This is a genomic window from Belliella pelovolcani, from assembly GCF_900156785.1.
In the GTDB taxonomy this organism is placed as follows: domain Bacteria; phylum Bacteroidota; class Bacteroidia; order Cytophagales; family Cyclobacteriaceae; genus Belliella; species Belliella pelovolcani.
Genome location: NZ_FTOP01000019.1, coordinates 21,858 through 37,312, shown reverse-complemented (window position 1 = coordinate 37,312; position 15,455 = coordinate 21,858). Strand labels below are relative to the sequence as shown.

General features: G+C 39.7%; 13 protein-coding genes and 1 other RNA gene. 7 read left to right on the top strand and 7 right to left on the bottom strand.

What is annotated here, in order from left to right:
• Window positions 1–159: 159 nt before the first annotated feature.
• Window positions 160–1,176 (top strand): threonine aldolase family protein, encoded by a 1,017-nt coding sequence (locus BW935_RS16180; protein WP_076502832.1) that lies wholly within the window; start codon window positions 160–162, stop codon window positions 1,174–1,176.
• A 716-nt stretch (window positions 1,177–1,892) separates the two neighbouring features.
• Here BW935_RS16180 and BW935_RS16175 read toward each other — a convergent pair.
• A complete protein-coding gene (locus BW935_RS16175; protein WP_262484375.1) occupies window positions 1,893–2,000 on the bottom strand; it encodes a type II toxin-antitoxin system YoeB family toxin in 108 nt (35 codons plus the stop codon).
• Window positions 2,001–2,138: 138 nt separating this feature from the next.
• Here BW935_RS16175 and BW935_RS16170 point away from each other — a divergent pair, with 138 nt between their 5' ends.
• Window positions 2,139–3,401, top strand: a complete 1,263-nt coding sequence (locus BW935_RS16170; RefSeq protein ID WP_076502831.1) for a replication-associated recombination protein A — start codon at window positions 2,139–2,141, stop codon at window positions 3,399–3,401.
• A 372-nt stretch (window positions 3,402–3,773) separates the two neighbouring features.
• Here the strand turns inward: BW935_RS16170 and BW935_RS16165 are convergent, their stop codons facing one another.
• Entirely contained in the window at window positions 3,774–5,009 is a 1,236-nt protein-coding gene (locus BW935_RS16165) for a hypothetical protein (protein ID WP_076502830.1), read from the bottom strand.
• A gap of 251 nt (window positions 5,010–5,260) precedes the next feature.
• On the opposite strand from BW935_RS16165, the gene BW935_RS16160 reads away from it, so the two are divergent.
• Together BW935_RS16160 and BW935_RS16155 are read left to right on the top strand one after the other, a co-directional pair.
• Window positions 5,261–6,748 (top strand): DUF5687 family protein, encoded by a 1,488-nt coding sequence (locus tag BW935_RS16160; protein WP_076502829.1) that lies wholly within the window; start codon window positions 5,261–5,263, stop codon window positions 6,746–6,748.
• Entirely contained in the window at window positions 6,745–7,440 is a 696-nt protein-coding gene (locus BW935_RS16155; protein WP_076502828.1) for an ABC transporter ATP-binding protein, read from the top strand. The genes BW935_RS16160 and BW935_RS16155 overlap by 4 nt, the downstream gene beginning before the upstream one ends.
• Window positions 7,441–7,533: 93 nt before the next feature.
• Here the strand turns inward: BW935_RS16155 and ssrA are convergent.
• Window positions 7,534–7,938: a transfer-messenger RNA gene (ssrA, locus tag BW935_RS16150) on the bottom strand.
• A 286-nt stretch (window positions 7,939–8,224) separates the two neighbouring features.
• Here ssrA and BW935_RS16145 point away from each other — a divergent pair.
• The 3 genes from BW935_RS16145 to BW935_RS16135 all read left to right on the top strand — a co-directional run bounded on the left by BW935_RS16145 (window position 8,225) and on the right by BW935_RS16135 (window position 10,838).
• Window positions 8,225–9,013 carry a DUF481 domain-containing protein gene (locus tag BW935_RS16145; RefSeq protein ID WP_076502827.1) on the top strand — a complete coding sequence of 263 codons (789 nt, stop codon included), beginning with the start codon at window positions 8,225–8,227 and terminating at the stop codon, window positions 9,011–9,013.
• Between the two features lie 104 nt (window positions 9,014–9,117).
• On the top strand, window positions 9,118–10,263 hold the full coding sequence (locus tag BW935_RS16140; RefSeq protein WP_076502826.1) for a DNA polymerase III subunit gamma/tau: 1,146 nt from the start codon (window positions 9,118–9,120) through the stop codon (window positions 10,261–10,263).
• 248 nt (window positions 10,264–10,511) lie between these two features.
• Complete coding sequence (locus tag BW935_RS16135) at window positions 10,512–10,838, top strand: hypothetical protein (RefSeq protein ID WP_245802724.1); 327 nt, start codon at window positions 10,512–10,514, stop codon at window positions 10,836–10,838.
• Between the two features lie 3 nt (window positions 10,839–10,841).
• On the opposite strand, the gene BW935_RS16130 is transcribed toward BW935_RS16135, so the two are convergent.
• The 4 genes from BW935_RS16130 to BW935_RS16115 are packed head-to-tail and all read right to left on the bottom strand — an operon-like array spanning window position 10,842 to window position 15,333.
• Window positions 10,842–11,831 carry a DUF3078 domain-containing protein gene (locus tag BW935_RS16130; RefSeq protein WP_076502824.1) on the bottom strand — a complete coding sequence of 330 codons (990 nt, stop codon included), beginning with the start codon at window positions 11,829–11,831 and terminating at the stop codon, window positions 10,842–10,844.
• Between the two features lie 28 nt (window positions 11,832–11,859).
• Window positions 11,860–13,461, bottom strand: a complete 1,602-nt coding sequence (locus tag BW935_RS16125) for a LysM peptidoglycan-binding domain-containing protein (RefSeq protein ID WP_076502823.1) — start codon at window positions 13,459–13,461, stop codon at window positions 11,860–11,862.
• A complete protein-coding gene (locus tag BW935_RS16120) occupies window positions 13,458–14,102 on the bottom strand; it encodes an O-methyltransferase (RefSeq protein WP_076502822.1) in 645 nt (214 codons plus the stop codon). The genes BW935_RS16125 and BW935_RS16120 overlap by 4 nt, the downstream gene beginning before the upstream one ends.
• 1 nt (window position 14,103) lies before the next feature.
• The gene (locus tag BW935_RS16115) at window positions 14,104–15,333 is read right to left on the bottom strand and encodes a M16 family metallopeptidase (RefSeq protein ID WP_076502821.1); all 1,230 of its coding nucleotides are present in this window, start codon (window positions 15,331–15,333) and stop codon (window positions 14,104–14,106) included.
• Between the last annotated feature and the right edge of the window lie 122 nt (window positions 15,334–15,455).

Sequence of the window (15,455 nt, the reverse complement as noted above, 5' to 3'; positions counted from 1 at the left end):
GTCTGTTGCAGGCTGGGTGATATCTCTACGATATTTAATAGAACCTTTTTCAATCATATTTCGCCACAGGCAAATTTCAATTTATTTCACAAAGTATATTTCAAATTTTACCACATTTCATAAAGTATATTTCTACTGTATTTCCTTTAATAATTATATATGATAATTGATTTAAGAAGTGATACCCTAACAAAACCAACTCAGGGAATGCTCGAAGCCATGTGGTCAGCACCTGTTGGGGATGATGTGTTTGGAGAGGATCCAACTGTGAATGCTTTGGAGCAAAAGTTGGCAGATATGTTTGGCATGGAAGCGGGTTTGTTTTGCCCATCTGGTACGATGACCAATCAAATTGCTATCCGCTTACACACAGGTTTACAGACTGAAGTGATATGTCATAAATATTCCCATATCTATCTCTATGAAGGTGGAGGCATCATGTCCAATTCTCACGCATCGGTCAAGTTGCTTGATGGGGCTTATGGTAAAATCAGCCCTCAGGATATCCTAGATTCCATTAACCCAGATGATGTACATGCACCAGAAACTACACTGGTTTCTTTGGAGAATACCATGAACAAAGGTGGGGGAAGTATCTACACACTGGACGAAATCAAGCCCATCAAAGCGATCTGTAAGCAGCATGACTTGAAGTTACACTTAGATGGAGCCAGACTTTTCAATGCTTTGGTAGAATCGGGTGAAAGCCCAAAAGACTGGGGAGCAATTTTTGATACTATTTCTATTTGTTTGAGCAAAGGTTTGGGTTGTCCGGTAGGTTCAGTGCTTTTGGGATCTAAAGCGGATATCAAGCGGGCAAGAAAAGTCCGAAAGGCTTTTGGTGGAGGCATGCGTCAGGCTGGGTTTTTGGCTGCTGCAGCCATCTATGCTTTGGATCATCATGTGAATAGACTCAAAGAAGACCATGCAAGAGCAAGAAAACTCGGTGAAATGCTGGAGCAACATCCTTTGGTTTCTGAAGTGTTTCCAGTTATGACGAATATCGTAATCGCCAAATTAGCTGGAATCACTCCTGCTGAAATGCTGTCGAAACTAGAATCTCAAGGTATCAAAGCAGTAAAATTTGGAAAGGATCAGATTCGTTTTGTGACGCATTTGGATTTTAATGATGAGATGATGGGGATTTTTGGGAAGAGGTTAGAGGATATTTCATAGATACTTACTTCGTGATATTAGGTGGATATTAATTGGATATATGCTTCGCGAAATATACTTCGTGAAATAAGGTTGAAATATTGGGTTGATATTTATTTCATGATATTGATGGATAACTTGTCCCGGTTTATCGGGGTATACTTCGTGAAATAAGGTGGAAATATGCCTTCGGCGAAATATGGTTGAGATATTGGGTGACCTTTGGGGCTTTAAAATCCCCGAAGGGCTTAAATGTTAGCTGTTTTTTTCAGTTTGAAATACTGTTGAAACCGAAGCTTTAGCGGAGGTCCTGAGAGCTTTAGCGATTCGGGATATGCTTTCAGCGGAATAATGGGGTGATATTAGGTGGATATTTATGGACATTTGAATTCGAACTATGGTCAGAATAATTTTGCGTTGTAATTTCTCCAAGTCATTTCTTCCTCAAGGATGGTAAATTACTTTCCAAATTTATCGGAGCCACATTGGTTCCGCACACGTCAGCTTTTGATCTTTTTCAGGAGGAACTGGAGAAAGCAATCCTAGGTACCTTATAATTCATTCTCTTCGGACCATGCCATGAAGTTTTTAAAACTTATTTTTACAGCGTAAAAAGATTTACTTTTTGAACGTAAGATATTTTACTTTGATAAAATAAATACCTTCTGCATATCTACTCAGTAATGGTAACTGCACTTATGAAAATAAATAGAATCATTGCTTATTTTGTAGACCAGTCAGTGTTTGAGGTTGATTCTCCTTGACCACCAACAGGAAAGTTCGTGTTTGAGGGGTTCGGGTTTGCCTATACCATCATAAGGGCTGCGCATTGATAATTTGATCAATTTATCAGTTTCATCAGTTTCATCAGTTCCTATATATCAATATCTACAAGTATCCAATATCAAATTAATATCCATCAATATCTTTCTAATATTGTACTCAAGCAAAAAATCCATTTCAATCCAATATCAACATCATCAATGAACAATACCCCTCTAGCAGAAAGAATGCGTCCGTCAAAGTTGGAAGAACTGATTGGGCAGGAGCACCTTTCGGCACCCACTTCATTTTTGCACCGGGCCATCAAAAGCGGCAGTGTACCTTCTCTGATACTCTGGGGGCCTCCAGGGGTAGGGAAGACCACCATTGCCAATATCATAGCCAATGAAATCAAGGCACCTTTTTATACCCTGAGTGCCATCAGTTCGGGAGTGAAAGATATCCGTGAAGTGATCGAAAAGGCAAAATTCCAGATGGGCGTGGTACTTTTTATTGATGAAATCCACCGCTTCAATAAGTCCCAACAAGATGCACTTCTTGGAGCAGTGGAGAAGGGAATCATCCGCCTGATTGGAGCTACTACGGAGAACCCATCTTTTGAAGTCAATGCAGCCTTGCTTTCCCGCTGTCAGGTCTTTACGCTCAATCCCTTGGGAAGAGCTGAATTGGAAGCCATGCTGCATCAAGCCATGGAAAAGGATGTATTGATTAAAAAGAAGCAGATAGAGCTGAAAGAAACAGAGGCTCTATTGCGGCTATCAGGAGGGGATGGGCGAAAACTGTTGAACCTGTTTGAAATTGTGATCAATGGGCTGGAGGAAGAGCCCTGTGTGATCACCAATGAAAAAGTCACCAAGATCGCCCAGCAAAAAGTGGTCTTGTACGACAAGTCAGGCGAGCAACATTATGACATCATTTCTGCCTTTATCAAATCCATCCGAGGCTCTGATCCCAATGCGGCTGTTTATTGGCTGGCTCGGATGATCGAAGGAGGTGAGGATGTGAAGTTTATTGCAAGAAGACTGGTGATTTTGGCTTCTGAAGACATCGGCAATGCCAATCCTAATGCGCTACTTTTGGCGACCAATTGCTTTGAAGCAGTTAAGATCATCGGCTATCCAGAGGCCAGAATCATCCTCTCTCAATGTGTCACTTACCTGGCAAGCTGTCCAAAGAGCAACGCTTCCTACATGGCAATCAACAAGGCCCAGGCATTGGTGAAGGAGAAAGGGGATCTTCCAGTTCCGCTTCACTTGCGCAATGCGCCCACAAAGCTGATGAAAGACCTGAATTATGGCAAAGAATATAAGTATTCACATGATTACGAAGGGAACTTTGTCAATCAAGAGTACCTACCCGATGAACTCAAAAACCTTAAACTTTACGAGCCTGGCAGCAATGCCCGTGAAAATGAACTGAGGAAATACCTGAATTCTCGGTGGAAGGGGAAGTATGGGTATTAGGATTTATGGATATACGAAACTTTACCAGTAACATTAAAAAAATCCGAATTATCTAACTTCGGATATTAATTGATATTGGATATTTGTGGATATTGACCATTAGCAACCGAATAAGCCAATGAATTGATTTACTGGCATAGAAGCGTATAATCAGATTAGGGTTTTATCAAAATCCTTTATGATATCCTAATTTTTAGATACTTATTGGTTTGGATATTAAAAGATCTTGGCCAAAAGCAATACTTATGAATCCCAATAAGCCCTTTTAAAATACCCTAATATCAATTCAGTATCCATCAATATCCATGAATATCCATTGAGCCCCTGTTTTAAGAGTCGGATGAATTCAACCGAAATACTACAACATCAATCCTAAAGGAACCTGAATTCATCCACCTTCTCAATTTTCTGTTTGAGGTCAGCGATGTTGATACTCGCTTTGATGCCATTGTCACGAATCATTTTTTTATCCTTCAGGTTTTGGGTGATTTTTTCATAGACCTGTTGAGGAGTTTCAGTAGGTCCGTTTCCTTTTTTAGCCTGAATGATATTGTTTTTGTTTGCCAACTCAAGTGCCTCAAGTACCTTGAGGTGATAGTTGTCAGCCAATTCAAAGAAGTTGTCATAGTAGAGGATAAACTTCTTAGCCAATTCCACCGTGCCATTGACCTGATTGCTGTAATTTTTCAGCTCTGTTTCATTTTGGATCAGGTTAGCATAGTTGATTTTTCCTGCACTGTTTCTGTATTTGCGCTCTATTTGGTTCAGGTAGAGATCTACATATTCTTTGGAAAAACTACTCAAAACCCTGTTGAAATAAGCATCCAAAGACTCAGAGGACATCCTATCAGGGGTGTTGTATCCCAGTTTGGCAGCATCTTTCTTAAGTTTCCCCAGTAACTCCAGCTGAAGATTTTCTAAGAGTACGATCCTGTCATTATTGGAAGACTGGTTGATGGCATTGGCTTTGTCCAGTGCTGAGAAGTACACAAGATACTTGTTCAGCTCACTTTCAAACTTACCCAATTTTTGAAAATCAGGTTTTTTCTCGGTCAACATAGAGCTGTAAGCTACATTGATTAGGGAGTTGGAGGCGAAAAAAGCTTGGGATACAAAAGGTACCCCTTGTGTCAGCGGACTTGCCACGATACTGTTGGTGATCTCAAGAAACCTATCCATTTTGGTTTTCGTCTCGAATATGCCGATTTTCTTAGCGGACTCCATGATGACTTCTTCCAAAGAAAAACCCAAAGGGCCACCTTCTATGCTTCCTAGGGAATTGATAAATCCTTGGTACTCCTGATCAGTCATTCGGGACTTCAAGTTGATGATGTCATCGCTGAGTTTTTTGTAGATCTGAGTAGAATGGACGATGCTGGAGCGAAGAGATATCCACCTTGTCTCATCAGTAATGTTTTTATCAATAATCAGGTCGTTGAGGGCTTTGTTGGTCAGCTCAAGGTTTTGCTGAAGGCTTTCGTTGTAGTTTTTGAGTACTTCCAATTCTTTCTCTAATCGGAAAATTTTGACAGAGTCAGGACTAGTCTGTGCAAAGGTCGACCAAGTGGTCAGCGCTATCATGGAAGACAGCAAGAAGATTTTCTTCATTCAGTATAGAAAGGGGTATAAAGTTTTAGCAATCAGCGCAAAAACCGAGCAAATTTAGATTTGATTTTGAAATTTTAACATGGTTTCCAAAAAATATATTTCTCCGAATCATTGAAAAATTTCAATGACTATTGGATAGCGTTTTTGTGAAAAAATTAAACTTATAAAATAATTCCCTTGAATAGTAATAATTCTATTTTATCTTCATTCCGGTCTAAAATAAAATTGTTGCAAAATTGAACACCTAGCCTATGATGTTACAATTGATTAAATTGGAATTACTGAAAACAATGCGCTCCACTTCTTTTGCCAAGTCGGTATTGGTCGCTTTGTTTTTAGGTTTATTGGGGGTCATCCTGCTTTCTTATCTGCTTTTGTTAGGTTTTTTCCTTAAGGAAGTAGTAGAGAAGGGATTCAATCAGCCCGATGCTTACGTTGCAGTGAGTGCCCATTTGATTTACTTCTTTTTGGCGGAATTCATGTATCGGTATTTTACTCAAAAGCTACCAGTAATCGAATTAGAGAGGTTTCTTCATCTTCCTATTCGAAAAAGTAGGATCATTAATTTCCTTTTGGCAAGGTCTTTCATTTCTCCTTTGACTTTGATTGCATTCCTGATATTTGGGCCATTTGCTTTCAAAGAAGTAATGCCGAGGTTTGGAGATGGGGCTGGATGGTCTTGGTTGTTCTGTATTCTTTTTACCAGTTGGTCCTTACATTGGTTGATGCTTTGGTTCAAGCAGAAATTTGAAGATAGCTTCACGGGATTAGCAGTGATTTTCGTAGTGCTTTTACTTGGTGTTGGATCCAATTATTATGGTTGGTTTAATATTGGAGAATTGATGAAGCCTGTATTTGATTATTCACTTACTTCGCCTGTCCCTGTCGCAGTCATGTTTGTCATCTGCATAGCATTGTATAGACTAGCTTACAGCTATTATTATCAAAATGCCTACTTGGAAGATTTAGCCAAGGATGAGGAAGTGAAGTTTGCGAATTCAAGTTTTGGGATTTTCAATAGATTTGGACTAGCAGGTGAGTTGGCCAACTTAGAGTGGAAGCTGATCATTAGGCACAAGAAAAGTAGAACCTATTTGATGCTAGCGGGATTCTTCTTGCTTTATGGATTGATTTTCTATACCAACCCAGCCTATCAGGCTGAAGCAGGTTTTAGCCATATGTTTATTTTTGTGGGCACTTTTATTACCAGTATCTTCATGCTTCAATACGGGCAGCTCTTTTTGAGTTGGAATTCAGCTAATTTTGATTTCTTTCTTCAAAGAAGAGGTGGAGTCGAGGCTTTGGTAAGAGGGAAGTACTTACTTTTTGTGGTGACATCGGCCTTATGTTTTCTAGCGTCAGTTCCTTATGTCTATTTTGGATTAGATATCCTTTTGATTCATATCGCTACTTTCCTGTTTAATATGGGCGTTGTGATTCATTTGGTTGTGTATCTCTCTTTATGGAAGCCTAAGCCAATGGATTTGAACAAGGGAGCGATGTTCAATTATGAGGGAGTGGGTATTGCACAGTTTCTGATGATGTTGCCCATATTTCTTGGCCCTTATGCCGTATATTTCCCTTTTGCCCTTTTGGTCAATCAATATGCAGGACTTGCAGCATTGGCGATTACAGGCTTGGTAGGGATTGTATTTTCCCCCTATCTATCTTCTCTTCCAGTGAATAAAATTTTAAAAAATAGGTACGAAATTTCTTCAGCATTTAGACAAGAACTATGATAACGATTCAAGACCTTAAAAAGCAATATAAAGATGCTGTCGTATTGGACGTAGCATCTCTTGAAATTCCTAAAGCAGAATGTTTTGGATTAGTGGGTAATAACGGGGCTGGTAAAACTACCCTATTTAGAATTATCCTAGATTTAGTAAGGGCCACATCTGGCCGGGTTTTACTTGATGAGACAGATGTAAGCAAATCCGAAGACTGGAAGCGTCGTGTAGGAGCATATTTAGATGAGCATATGCTACTATCTTACTTGACAGCAGATGAATATTTTGAGACTTTGAGAAAAATCTATAACCTTTCAGAGGAGGATTTGGAAGAGCATTTGAATAAGTTTGAAGAGCTCTTCAATGACGAGATCAGAGGCAAAAAGAAATACCTTCGAGATCTTTCCAAAGGGAATACCAAGAAAGTGGGTATCGCTGCAGCCATGATGGGTAATCCAGAAGTGGTATTGCTGGATGAACCATTTGAAAATTTGGATCCAAGTTCACAAGTGAGATTGAAAAAACTGATTCTACAAGAAAAGGAGCGTTCGCAAATCACCTTTTTGATTTCCAGCCATGACCTCAATCATGTAACAGATCTCTGTGATAGGATTGTCCTGCTGGAAAAAGGGAAAGTAATCAAAGACCTTCATGATAAGTCGTCCATGGTAGAGGAATTGAATACTTATTTCGGAACTTAAATCAATTTTTGATGCGAGGTTAAAATCAAAATAAATTAATAAAAGTTGAACTCCCCTGATTCCCTTTGAGAATTGGGGGAGTTCAACTTTTTTAAGTGGAGCTGGCGAGATTCGAACTCGCGTCCAGATAGGGAAACACCGTACCGTCTACATGTTTAGTCACCTGTTGGCTTTTCGACTGTTGTTTGCTGGGTGACACACCGGACAACAGCTTATCCACTAATCTTAGCCTTGCTTAGTAGCCTCACAAGGAGCAGCGCTGTCAGTCGACACCTCAATTCCAACCGGACAGTGCAACGGTTGGTGAGATGTGGCCGGGGAGTATCTATCGAAACTCAACCCTTTAAGCATTATCTAGGTCCCCTAAGGGATAGATTAGGCAGCCATGGCGTAATTAGATTCGCCAATTATAGTTTGTATGAATTATTCACAGACGTACATACTCCACCTGACATGCGAGCCCGATCCTTACACCTACTGTCAAAACCGGTCAGCCCCATTACTTTCAAACAGGAGGACAAATATAAGGGAAATAAAGTTCCTGCTTCTAGTTATAAGGTTGGGAAAGTTGAAAAGTTTTAAGGTATGAGGATAAATCACTTTTTTGTGAATTGGGCTTTGGATTGAAAAATTAAAAAATTGGAAGATTTTGGACTATATATTTGAAACGTTTTCGAACAGTCATTGTACTTGGTACATTATCCACCGCACATTCAATCTCCTCAAATTTGTTTTCCGAAGCAAAATTCAAAAACTTTGTATTTCATCAAAAACCAAAACCGTTTTGAAGAGACATTTCTTTTTATTCTTATTGCTATTGCCATTCTATACAGAAGGTCAAATCTTGAACATCGAAAGATCCAGACTTCAAAAAGACACCTCCAAAGTTTTTCTCTTCAAAGCAAATGCAGGATTAAATGTCTACAATAGAAGTGCCGCAGCAGATGATCCAGTAAATCTATTTGGTTACAATGTCGATCTCAATGCACTATACTATCCAGGTAAGCATGGATATATGTTTATTTCTAAGTTTGATTATTTGAAAATCAACGATTCTGATTTCTTGAATTTTGGGATGGTTCATGCACGAGCAAATTTTCTCAGAGAGGAAGCTGTCAATTATGAGACTTTCGTCCAGTATTCATTTGATAATTTTCGTGGATTAGATCCAAGGTGGATAGTAGGAGGCTCTGTCAGGCATAGCTTGATCAAAACTAAGAAATTGTCTTTCCTTTATGGTATAGGAGGTATGTATGAATTTGAAAAGTGGCAAGTGCCCAACGAGGAACAATTCATAGAGGTCAATTTTTTTAAAAGTTCTAATTACATCAGTGTCCGTGCTACAATCAATGAATATGTAGATTTCAATATGGTCAATTATTACCAAGTAGGCTATGATCGAAGTATTTCGGGTTTTAGGCACCGAATTAGTAATTCGACCATTTTGAATACCAAACTCACGGAGAAGTTTGCCATCACAAATACTTTTGAAATTTCCTACGAGGATAGACCAATAGTACCGATTACCAATGTGATCTATTCTTTTCGAACAGGCCTTTCATTGAACTTCTAATTTCAAAATTTATTTCCTCACAGATTCAGCCAATTGTCAAAAATTAATCGCTGATTTTAAAAATCCGCGAGGACTAGTTTCCAATAATTTTATATCTTGCGGTGATGGAAAATTTTGTAGTATCAGCCAGGAAATATAGACCGTCCAATTTCAAGAGCGTGGTTGGCCAAAGCCATATTACCACGACTTTGAAAAATGCGATCAAGAATAATCACCTGGCTCAAGCTTTCCTTTTTTGTGGCCCCCGAGGAGTGGGTAAAACTACCTGTGCTCGTATCTTGGCCAAAACCATCAATTGTGAAAACCTAACTGCTGATTTTGAAGCTTGCAACACTTGTGATTCCTGCAAGGCTTTTAATAACAACGCTTCTTTCAATGTTCACGAACTCGATGCTGCGTCCAACAACTCAGTAGATGATATCAGGAATCTTGTTGAGCAAGTTCGTTATGCACCACAGCAAGGTCAATACAAGGTCTATATCATAGATGAGGTTCACATGCTCTCCAATCAAGCCTTCAATGCATTTTTGAAGACGCTTGAAGAGCCACCGAAGTATGCTATTTTTATTTTGGCTACCACAGAAAAGCATAAAATCATCCCTACGATTCTTTCCCGTTGTCAGATTTTTGATTTCAATAGAATTCAAATCAAAGACATCGCAGATCATTTGAAGTACATCGCAGGGGAGGAAAAAATAGAATCAGAAGAAGAAGCGCTCAGGTTGATTGCTACCAAAGCAGATGGAGCTTTGAGAGATGCTCTTTCTATATTTGATCTGATTGTTACTTATTCTGCTGGCAATAAGCTTACCTATCAAGAGACGATTTCCAATTTGCATATTTTGGATTATGACTACTATTTCAAAGTAGTCGATGCACTCCTTGAAGAAAGCATTTCCAAAGTATTGATGATTTTTGACGAGATTCTCAAGAAGGGTTTTGATGGACACAACTTCATCGTAGGACTCAATGAACACCTCAGAGATCTGATGGTTTGCAAGGATTCAGAGACTATAGAACTACTTGAAGTTTCAGAATCTGCCAAAGAACGCTATTTGCAGCAGTCTCAAGACGCTTCTCTGTCATTTTTATTGACTGCGATGAATATCTGTAATCAGTGTGATATTCACTACAAGGCTTCTAAAAATCAAAGGCTTCATGTAGAGTTAGCTTTGATGAAATTAGCAAAAGTCAATCAAGCCATCTCCTTGGCTGCTTTGGCTCAGGAAGAGTCAAAAAAAAAAGCCTAAGTAATCAATCAACTTCTGACTCAAAAGCGACACCAAGCCTTTTTAAGGATGCCAATCCATTTGGTCCCAAAAAGACTCCCGTCCAAAAGACCATTGCTATTCCCAAGTCTATAGAAGAGACAAAGAAAATTGTCGCCGCAAGACCGGTAGAAGTAAAACAGACTGTAGCAGAAACCCAAGTTCAAGAGGAGGTCAATCAGCTTACAGAGACTTTTGATGAAGCTAAGCTCAAGACTATCTTGGAGGGGATGGTAGAGGAGTTTAAATCAAATCATAAAAATCTGGAAGTGACTGTTTTTAAGCAGCCCTTTAGATTGGATGGAGAGCAAATTACTTTCTTGCTTAATGGAGAAATTCAAGAGGAGATTTTTGGGAAAATCCGTGGAGAAGTGCAGCAATTGTTAAGAAGGAAGCTGAATAATTATTCGGTAAGCATTCTTTCTGAAATTCATGAAGAGGCTGTGCCTGAAGGGAAAAGGCTCTACACGTCCACTGATAAGTTAAATTACCTACTCGAGAAACACGCCCCACTAAGAGAGCTACAACGTAAGTTTGGACTAGAAACTGATTTTTAATTCCTAAAAATCTATCCCAATCCCAAAGTTTATCAGGTTTTGAAGTTGAATAGCTGGGCCTTGCGTGTCATCAGACCTTGTTATCAAAACTCGCTCATCATAGATCAATACAGTTTCAATCCTTGTTGTGATGTATTTGTTGACCTTCATACTGATCACAGAGTTGAGGTTGACCACCATGTTTCCAAGTCTTTCATAATTGGAGAAAAGGTTGAGATCAGCTCGCCAGCGTATGTTTTCGAGGATTTGGACATCTGTAGAAGAGCTCACTGACATACCAGCTTCGGCTCTGATCGATTCTCCTGGCAAAACCCCAAAAGCTCCCGCTCTACTCAAGGAATCGTCTAGAACTACTGTAAATCGACCAGTAAATGGAGAAGCAATGATAGAGACTTTGTCATTGTTTTTATACTCTTTTTTATAATTGAGACCAGTAGAAGATTGGATATAGGCTGGTGCTAATAGATCAGATATTCGCTGTCTTGCATCTTGTTCCGCGCCTGAAGGTCTAAAATAACGATAGCCACCTAGTAGCTGTGTTCTCGCTTCTATTTGGGTAGACAAATACCACTTGGGTGAAAGTTCTCTACCGTACTTGCTGATGAAGAGGAAGTTGTCGTTGGTTTTTCTCGTGGCAAATCTCCGGTCACTTTGCCTATTGAAACCAAAGTTGACAGTTAGTTTACTGTCCCAGATTTTTTCATCTTTTTTGAAATTGGCAAAGAGATTCAAGCCTGTATTGAGCGCCATGTTGCTTGCCCCGCCTGCTGACCAATTGCTAAGACTCACTTGCTGAATGCTAAGGTTAAAGTTCCCCCCTTTTTTCCAATAGACGGGTTTTTCTGGTCTAATGATGATCACCGAGTCACCTAACATGATGATGGTCTCACCATTGATGACAAGAGTGTCAGCCAATTGTATTTCTTCCTGCGCATGACTCAACTGTAGCGTCCCTGCGAGTAAGAAAAGAATAAAAAGCAACCTTTTGATCATGGCTCAAAGATAAAAGAGAGTTTGTGAATTAAGGCTTGATGATGATCAATTTTTGGCCGACTCTGATATTGTCATTGCTCAGGTTGTTCCACTTTTTGATATCGTCGACTTTGACGCCATATCTTTGACTGATTCTGAATAGGTTTTCACCTTGAGCTACCGTATGTGTAAGTCTTTGGGAACTAGACTCAGGATTGGAAGCTACAGGAATAGGATCTGGTGCTGATGTAGGCGTTACAGTAACAGGCGATGTTGGAGTAGTGCTTGGTTGCTGTATTCCCAATTGTCTCTGCTGGTTGAGGGGAAGAATGGTGATATCTTCTCCTCTTTTCCTATGCTCTTGCAAGTTAAGAACCATTCCAGGTACTAAGTTTCTATCACTTCGAATTCTGTTTTTGGCCTTCAAGGATGAAAGCTTGATGCCGTAAAGCTGAGAGATAGACCAAAGTGTTTCCCCTTGCCTTACAATGTGAATTTCTGCATCAGCACTGCTATTTTTTGCTTTGGTGTAATAGTATGCTCCAGCTTGTATATTGTCTTTTCTATTCAGGTCATTGACTCTTCTTAGTTTGCCTTTTCTAATGCCGATTTGATCGGCAAAGTTTTCTTGAGAAGTAGCTTGTGATGCCTGTACAGCTTCAATATTGTTTACCTTAATTTGATCGGGCTGAGTAGCTCTTTGGGTGTTTCCTGTGACTTTAGGGTAGTTTCCTGGTTGGCTTTGGCTGTACCGTGTGGTTTGGGCAGTAGTAGTAGAACTGGTTGTTGCCGTGGAATTGGAGGCGATAACGGGTCTGCTAGGCGCTGCACCTGATTTTAAATAGACTACAGCATAGGTTTTGTCTCCAGGGATTTGACCATTGCTGGTCCATTTATTATACTCTCTGAGGTGATTTTCTGTCACTTGCAGTCTAGCGGCTACAGCTTTCAAAGTAGTAGGTCCTTGGACGCTGACCTCTTCCAAATATCCTGTATTGGATACAAGTCTTCCAATCTGTCCTTCAAAGGCAATTTTGTGTGCTAGAAACTTTTTGAAATACCAATGTGTGTTTCTATCTAATTCTACTACTTTTTTACCATTATATTGGGTGCCAAAGTAGGCTTTAGCACCACCTAAACCCATTTGATAAGCAACCAAGCCACACATCCAATTATCAAATTGGCTATTATTCTTTTTGAGGTAGAGTGCAGCTCCCTTTGTGGAGGAGACGATATTTTTCCTTTCATCTATCAAATTATCAACTCTTAAAAAAACCTCTTCTGCTGTACCCTTTTTAAACTGCCAAAATCCAACTGCATTGGAGGTAGAGACCGCATCAGCAATCAGGCTACTTTCTTGAATCACGAGATACTTAAGATCTAATGGTACGCCAGCAGCTTGCAGCTCTCGTTCTACAAATGGCATATATAGATTCACCCTATCCAACTTGGTTTTGAAATAGTTTTGATTTCTATGTAGGGCATCTACATCCAGCTGAATTTCCCTTCGTGCTTGTTCATTGAGTTTCAGAGTAAGGTCAGCAAAACGGATTTCTTTTGGAACTTGAGGGATTTGCGCCTGTGCCAAGCTGCTTACAAAGGTCAGCATGGAAAAAAAAAGCAGCGTTGTTTTAGTCAGATTTTTGATCATAATTTTCTTGCTAGCATGATTCCGTCTCTGATGGGTAGGAGAACATTCTCTACTCTAGGGTCTTCCTGTACCATCTGATTGTACTCCAGAAGTACTTTGGTGTCTTTGTCGATTTTTTTTCCTTCTTCGACCAATACTTTCCCAGACCAAAGTACATTGTCTGCCATGATGATTCCTCCTTTGTTCATTCTATCAATCACTAGATTGTAATAATTGATGTAATTGGCTTTATCTGCATCGATAAAAACCATGTCAAAGTTACCACTCAAGGTTGGGATGATGTCCAATGCATTTCCTAATCTGTAGTCTATTTGAGCAGCCAAACCTGATTTTTCAAAAAATCTTTTTACCATTGGGGCAATTTCATCATTGATATCTAAGGTGATTAGCCTTCCCTCTTTTGATAGTCCTCGTGCCATGCAAATGCCCGAGTAGCCTGTATATGTACCGATTTCCAAAATTACTTTCGGGTTATGCATCTTCACAAGAAGCTCGAGTACCTTCCCTTGAAGGTGTCCTGATAGCATCCGAGGCATCATGACTTTAGCATGTGTTTCTCTGGTGATATGCTTTAAGAGCTCGTCTTCTTGACTAGTATGACTTTCGCAATAGGCTAAGAGTTCGGGAGCAATAAATTCCATTTTATTTTGGTAAGTAGGTTAAATAGCTGAGTTGATTTGGGTCAAATACTTCATTGGCAATGTCCAACAACTCCTCAGCAGAAGTACTTCTAATCGTATCAAAGATACTATCTAAGGAATCAATTTTGCCTTTGTCGAGTAGGTTTTTACCAAAAACCAGCATCAAGGCTGCGTAATTTTCCTCTGCCATGGCCATCTGTCCGATCGCTTGTTCCTTGGCCATGTGTAGCTGCATGGTACCTAGCTTTTGGGTACGGAGCTTTTCCATTTCCCGCATGACTAGTTTCTTGGCTCTTTTGACTGTGTTCTCTTCCGTACCAAAGAAAATCCCAATAAATCCTGTGTCAGAATAGGTCTGATAGGATGACTCCACAGCGTAGACATAGCCATGTTTTTCTCGTAGAGAGAGGTTGAGCCGAGAATTCATGCTAGGACCCCCAAGGATATTATTGAGCAAGTAGAGTTTGAATCGCCTCGGGTCATAGAGGCTGTAAGCGGGTTTGCCTATGGCACAATGCGCTTGGCTAATCTCTTTTTCAACGATCTTTACTTTTGGTAGGTATTGAACATAGCTATTTCTAACATAAAGACTTCTCTTAGCTGGTATACCAGTTAAGTAGCCTTCTACTTGCTGTAGTACTTTTTTGAAGCTGATATTGCCTACTACAGAAAAGACAATCTGCGTGGTGTCTAGCCTGCTAGATATGAATTCAAAAAAATCTTGCTGGCTAAACCGACCTACTGTCTCTTCAGTGCCCAAGATATTTCTCCCTAAGGCATGTCCTTCGAAAACCAATTCGTCAAAATCGTCCTGAATAGAATCCTCTGGGGAGTCTCGGTACATGGCCATTTCTTCTAGTATGACTTGTCGCTCTTTTTCTATTTGTTTTTCTGGAAAAGTACTGTTGAACGTTATGTCACAGAGAAGCTCAGCCGCTTTGTTGAAATGCTCTTTAAGCACACTGGCATAGAAGCAGACCTTTTCCTTGGTAGTATAGGCATTTAGCTCACCACCTAGAGATTCCAATCTATTGATGATATGAAAAGCTTTCCGCTTTTTGGTACCTTTGAAGGCCATATGTTCCCAAAAATGTACCAAGCCCTCCTGTTCTTTGGTTTCGTCTCTACTGCCAATGTTTAATATAAATCCAGAATGAACCATCCTCGTATGTGGGACTTCCATGTGAATGATTCTGATTCCGTTTGATAGTTCTTTGAGGTTGTATTGCATCACTTATGATTTCGCAATTAATGTACAAAAATATAATAGTTTTAATGGTTTTCGGTTCAATTTTAGTGTAATTCCAAGTTTTACGCCTTAGAAAATTATATTTGTATATAGAAAGTAAAAAT

What these genes read in the sequence shown, in the direction of transcription:
- BW935_RS16180 (WP_076502832.1), top strand. Translation starts at nt 160, where the DNA reads ATGATAATTGATTTAAGAAGTGATACCCTAACAAAACCAACTCAGGGA.
- BW935_RS16170 (WP_076502831.1), top strand. Translation starts at nt 2,139, where the DNA reads ATGAACAATACCCCTCTAGCAGAAAGAATGCGTCCGTCAAAGTTGGAA.
- BW935_RS16165 (WP_076502830.1), bottom strand. Translation starts at nt 5,009, where the DNA reads ATGAAGAAAATCTTCTTGCTGTCTTCCATGATAGCGCTGACCACTTGG.
- BW935_RS16160 (WP_076502829.1), top strand. Translation starts at nt 5,261, where the DNA reads ATGATGTTACAATTGATTAAATTGGAATTACTGAAAACAATGCGCTCC.
- BW935_RS16155 (WP_076502828.1), top strand. Translation starts at nt 6,745, where the DNA reads ATGATAACGATTCAAGACCTTAAAAAGCAATATAAAGATGCTGTCGTA.
- BW935_RS16140 (WP_076502826.1), top strand. Translation starts at nt 9,118, where the DNA reads ATGGAAAATTTTGTAGTATCAGCCAGGAAATATAGACCGTCCAATTTC.
- BW935_RS16135 (WP_245802724.1), top strand. Translation starts at nt 10,512, where the DNA reads ATGGTAGAGGAGTTTAAATCAAATCATAAAAATCTGGAAGTGACTGTT.
- BW935_RS16130 (WP_076502824.1), bottom strand. Translation starts at nt 11,831, where the DNA reads ATGATCAAAAGGTTGCTTTTTATTCTTTTCTTACTCGCAGGGACGCTA.
- BW935_RS16125 (WP_076502823.1), bottom strand. Translation starts at nt 13,461, where the DNA reads ATGATCAAAAATCTGACTAAAACAACGCTGCTTTTTTTTTCCATGCTG.
- BW935_RS16120 (WP_076502822.1), bottom strand. Translation starts at nt 14,102, where the DNA reads ATGGAATTTATTGCTCCCGAACTCTTAGCCTATTGCGAAAGTCATACT.
- BW935_RS16115 (WP_076502821.1), bottom strand. Translation starts at nt 15,333, where the DNA reads ATGCAATACAACCTCAAAGAACTATCAAACGGAATCAGAATCATTCAC.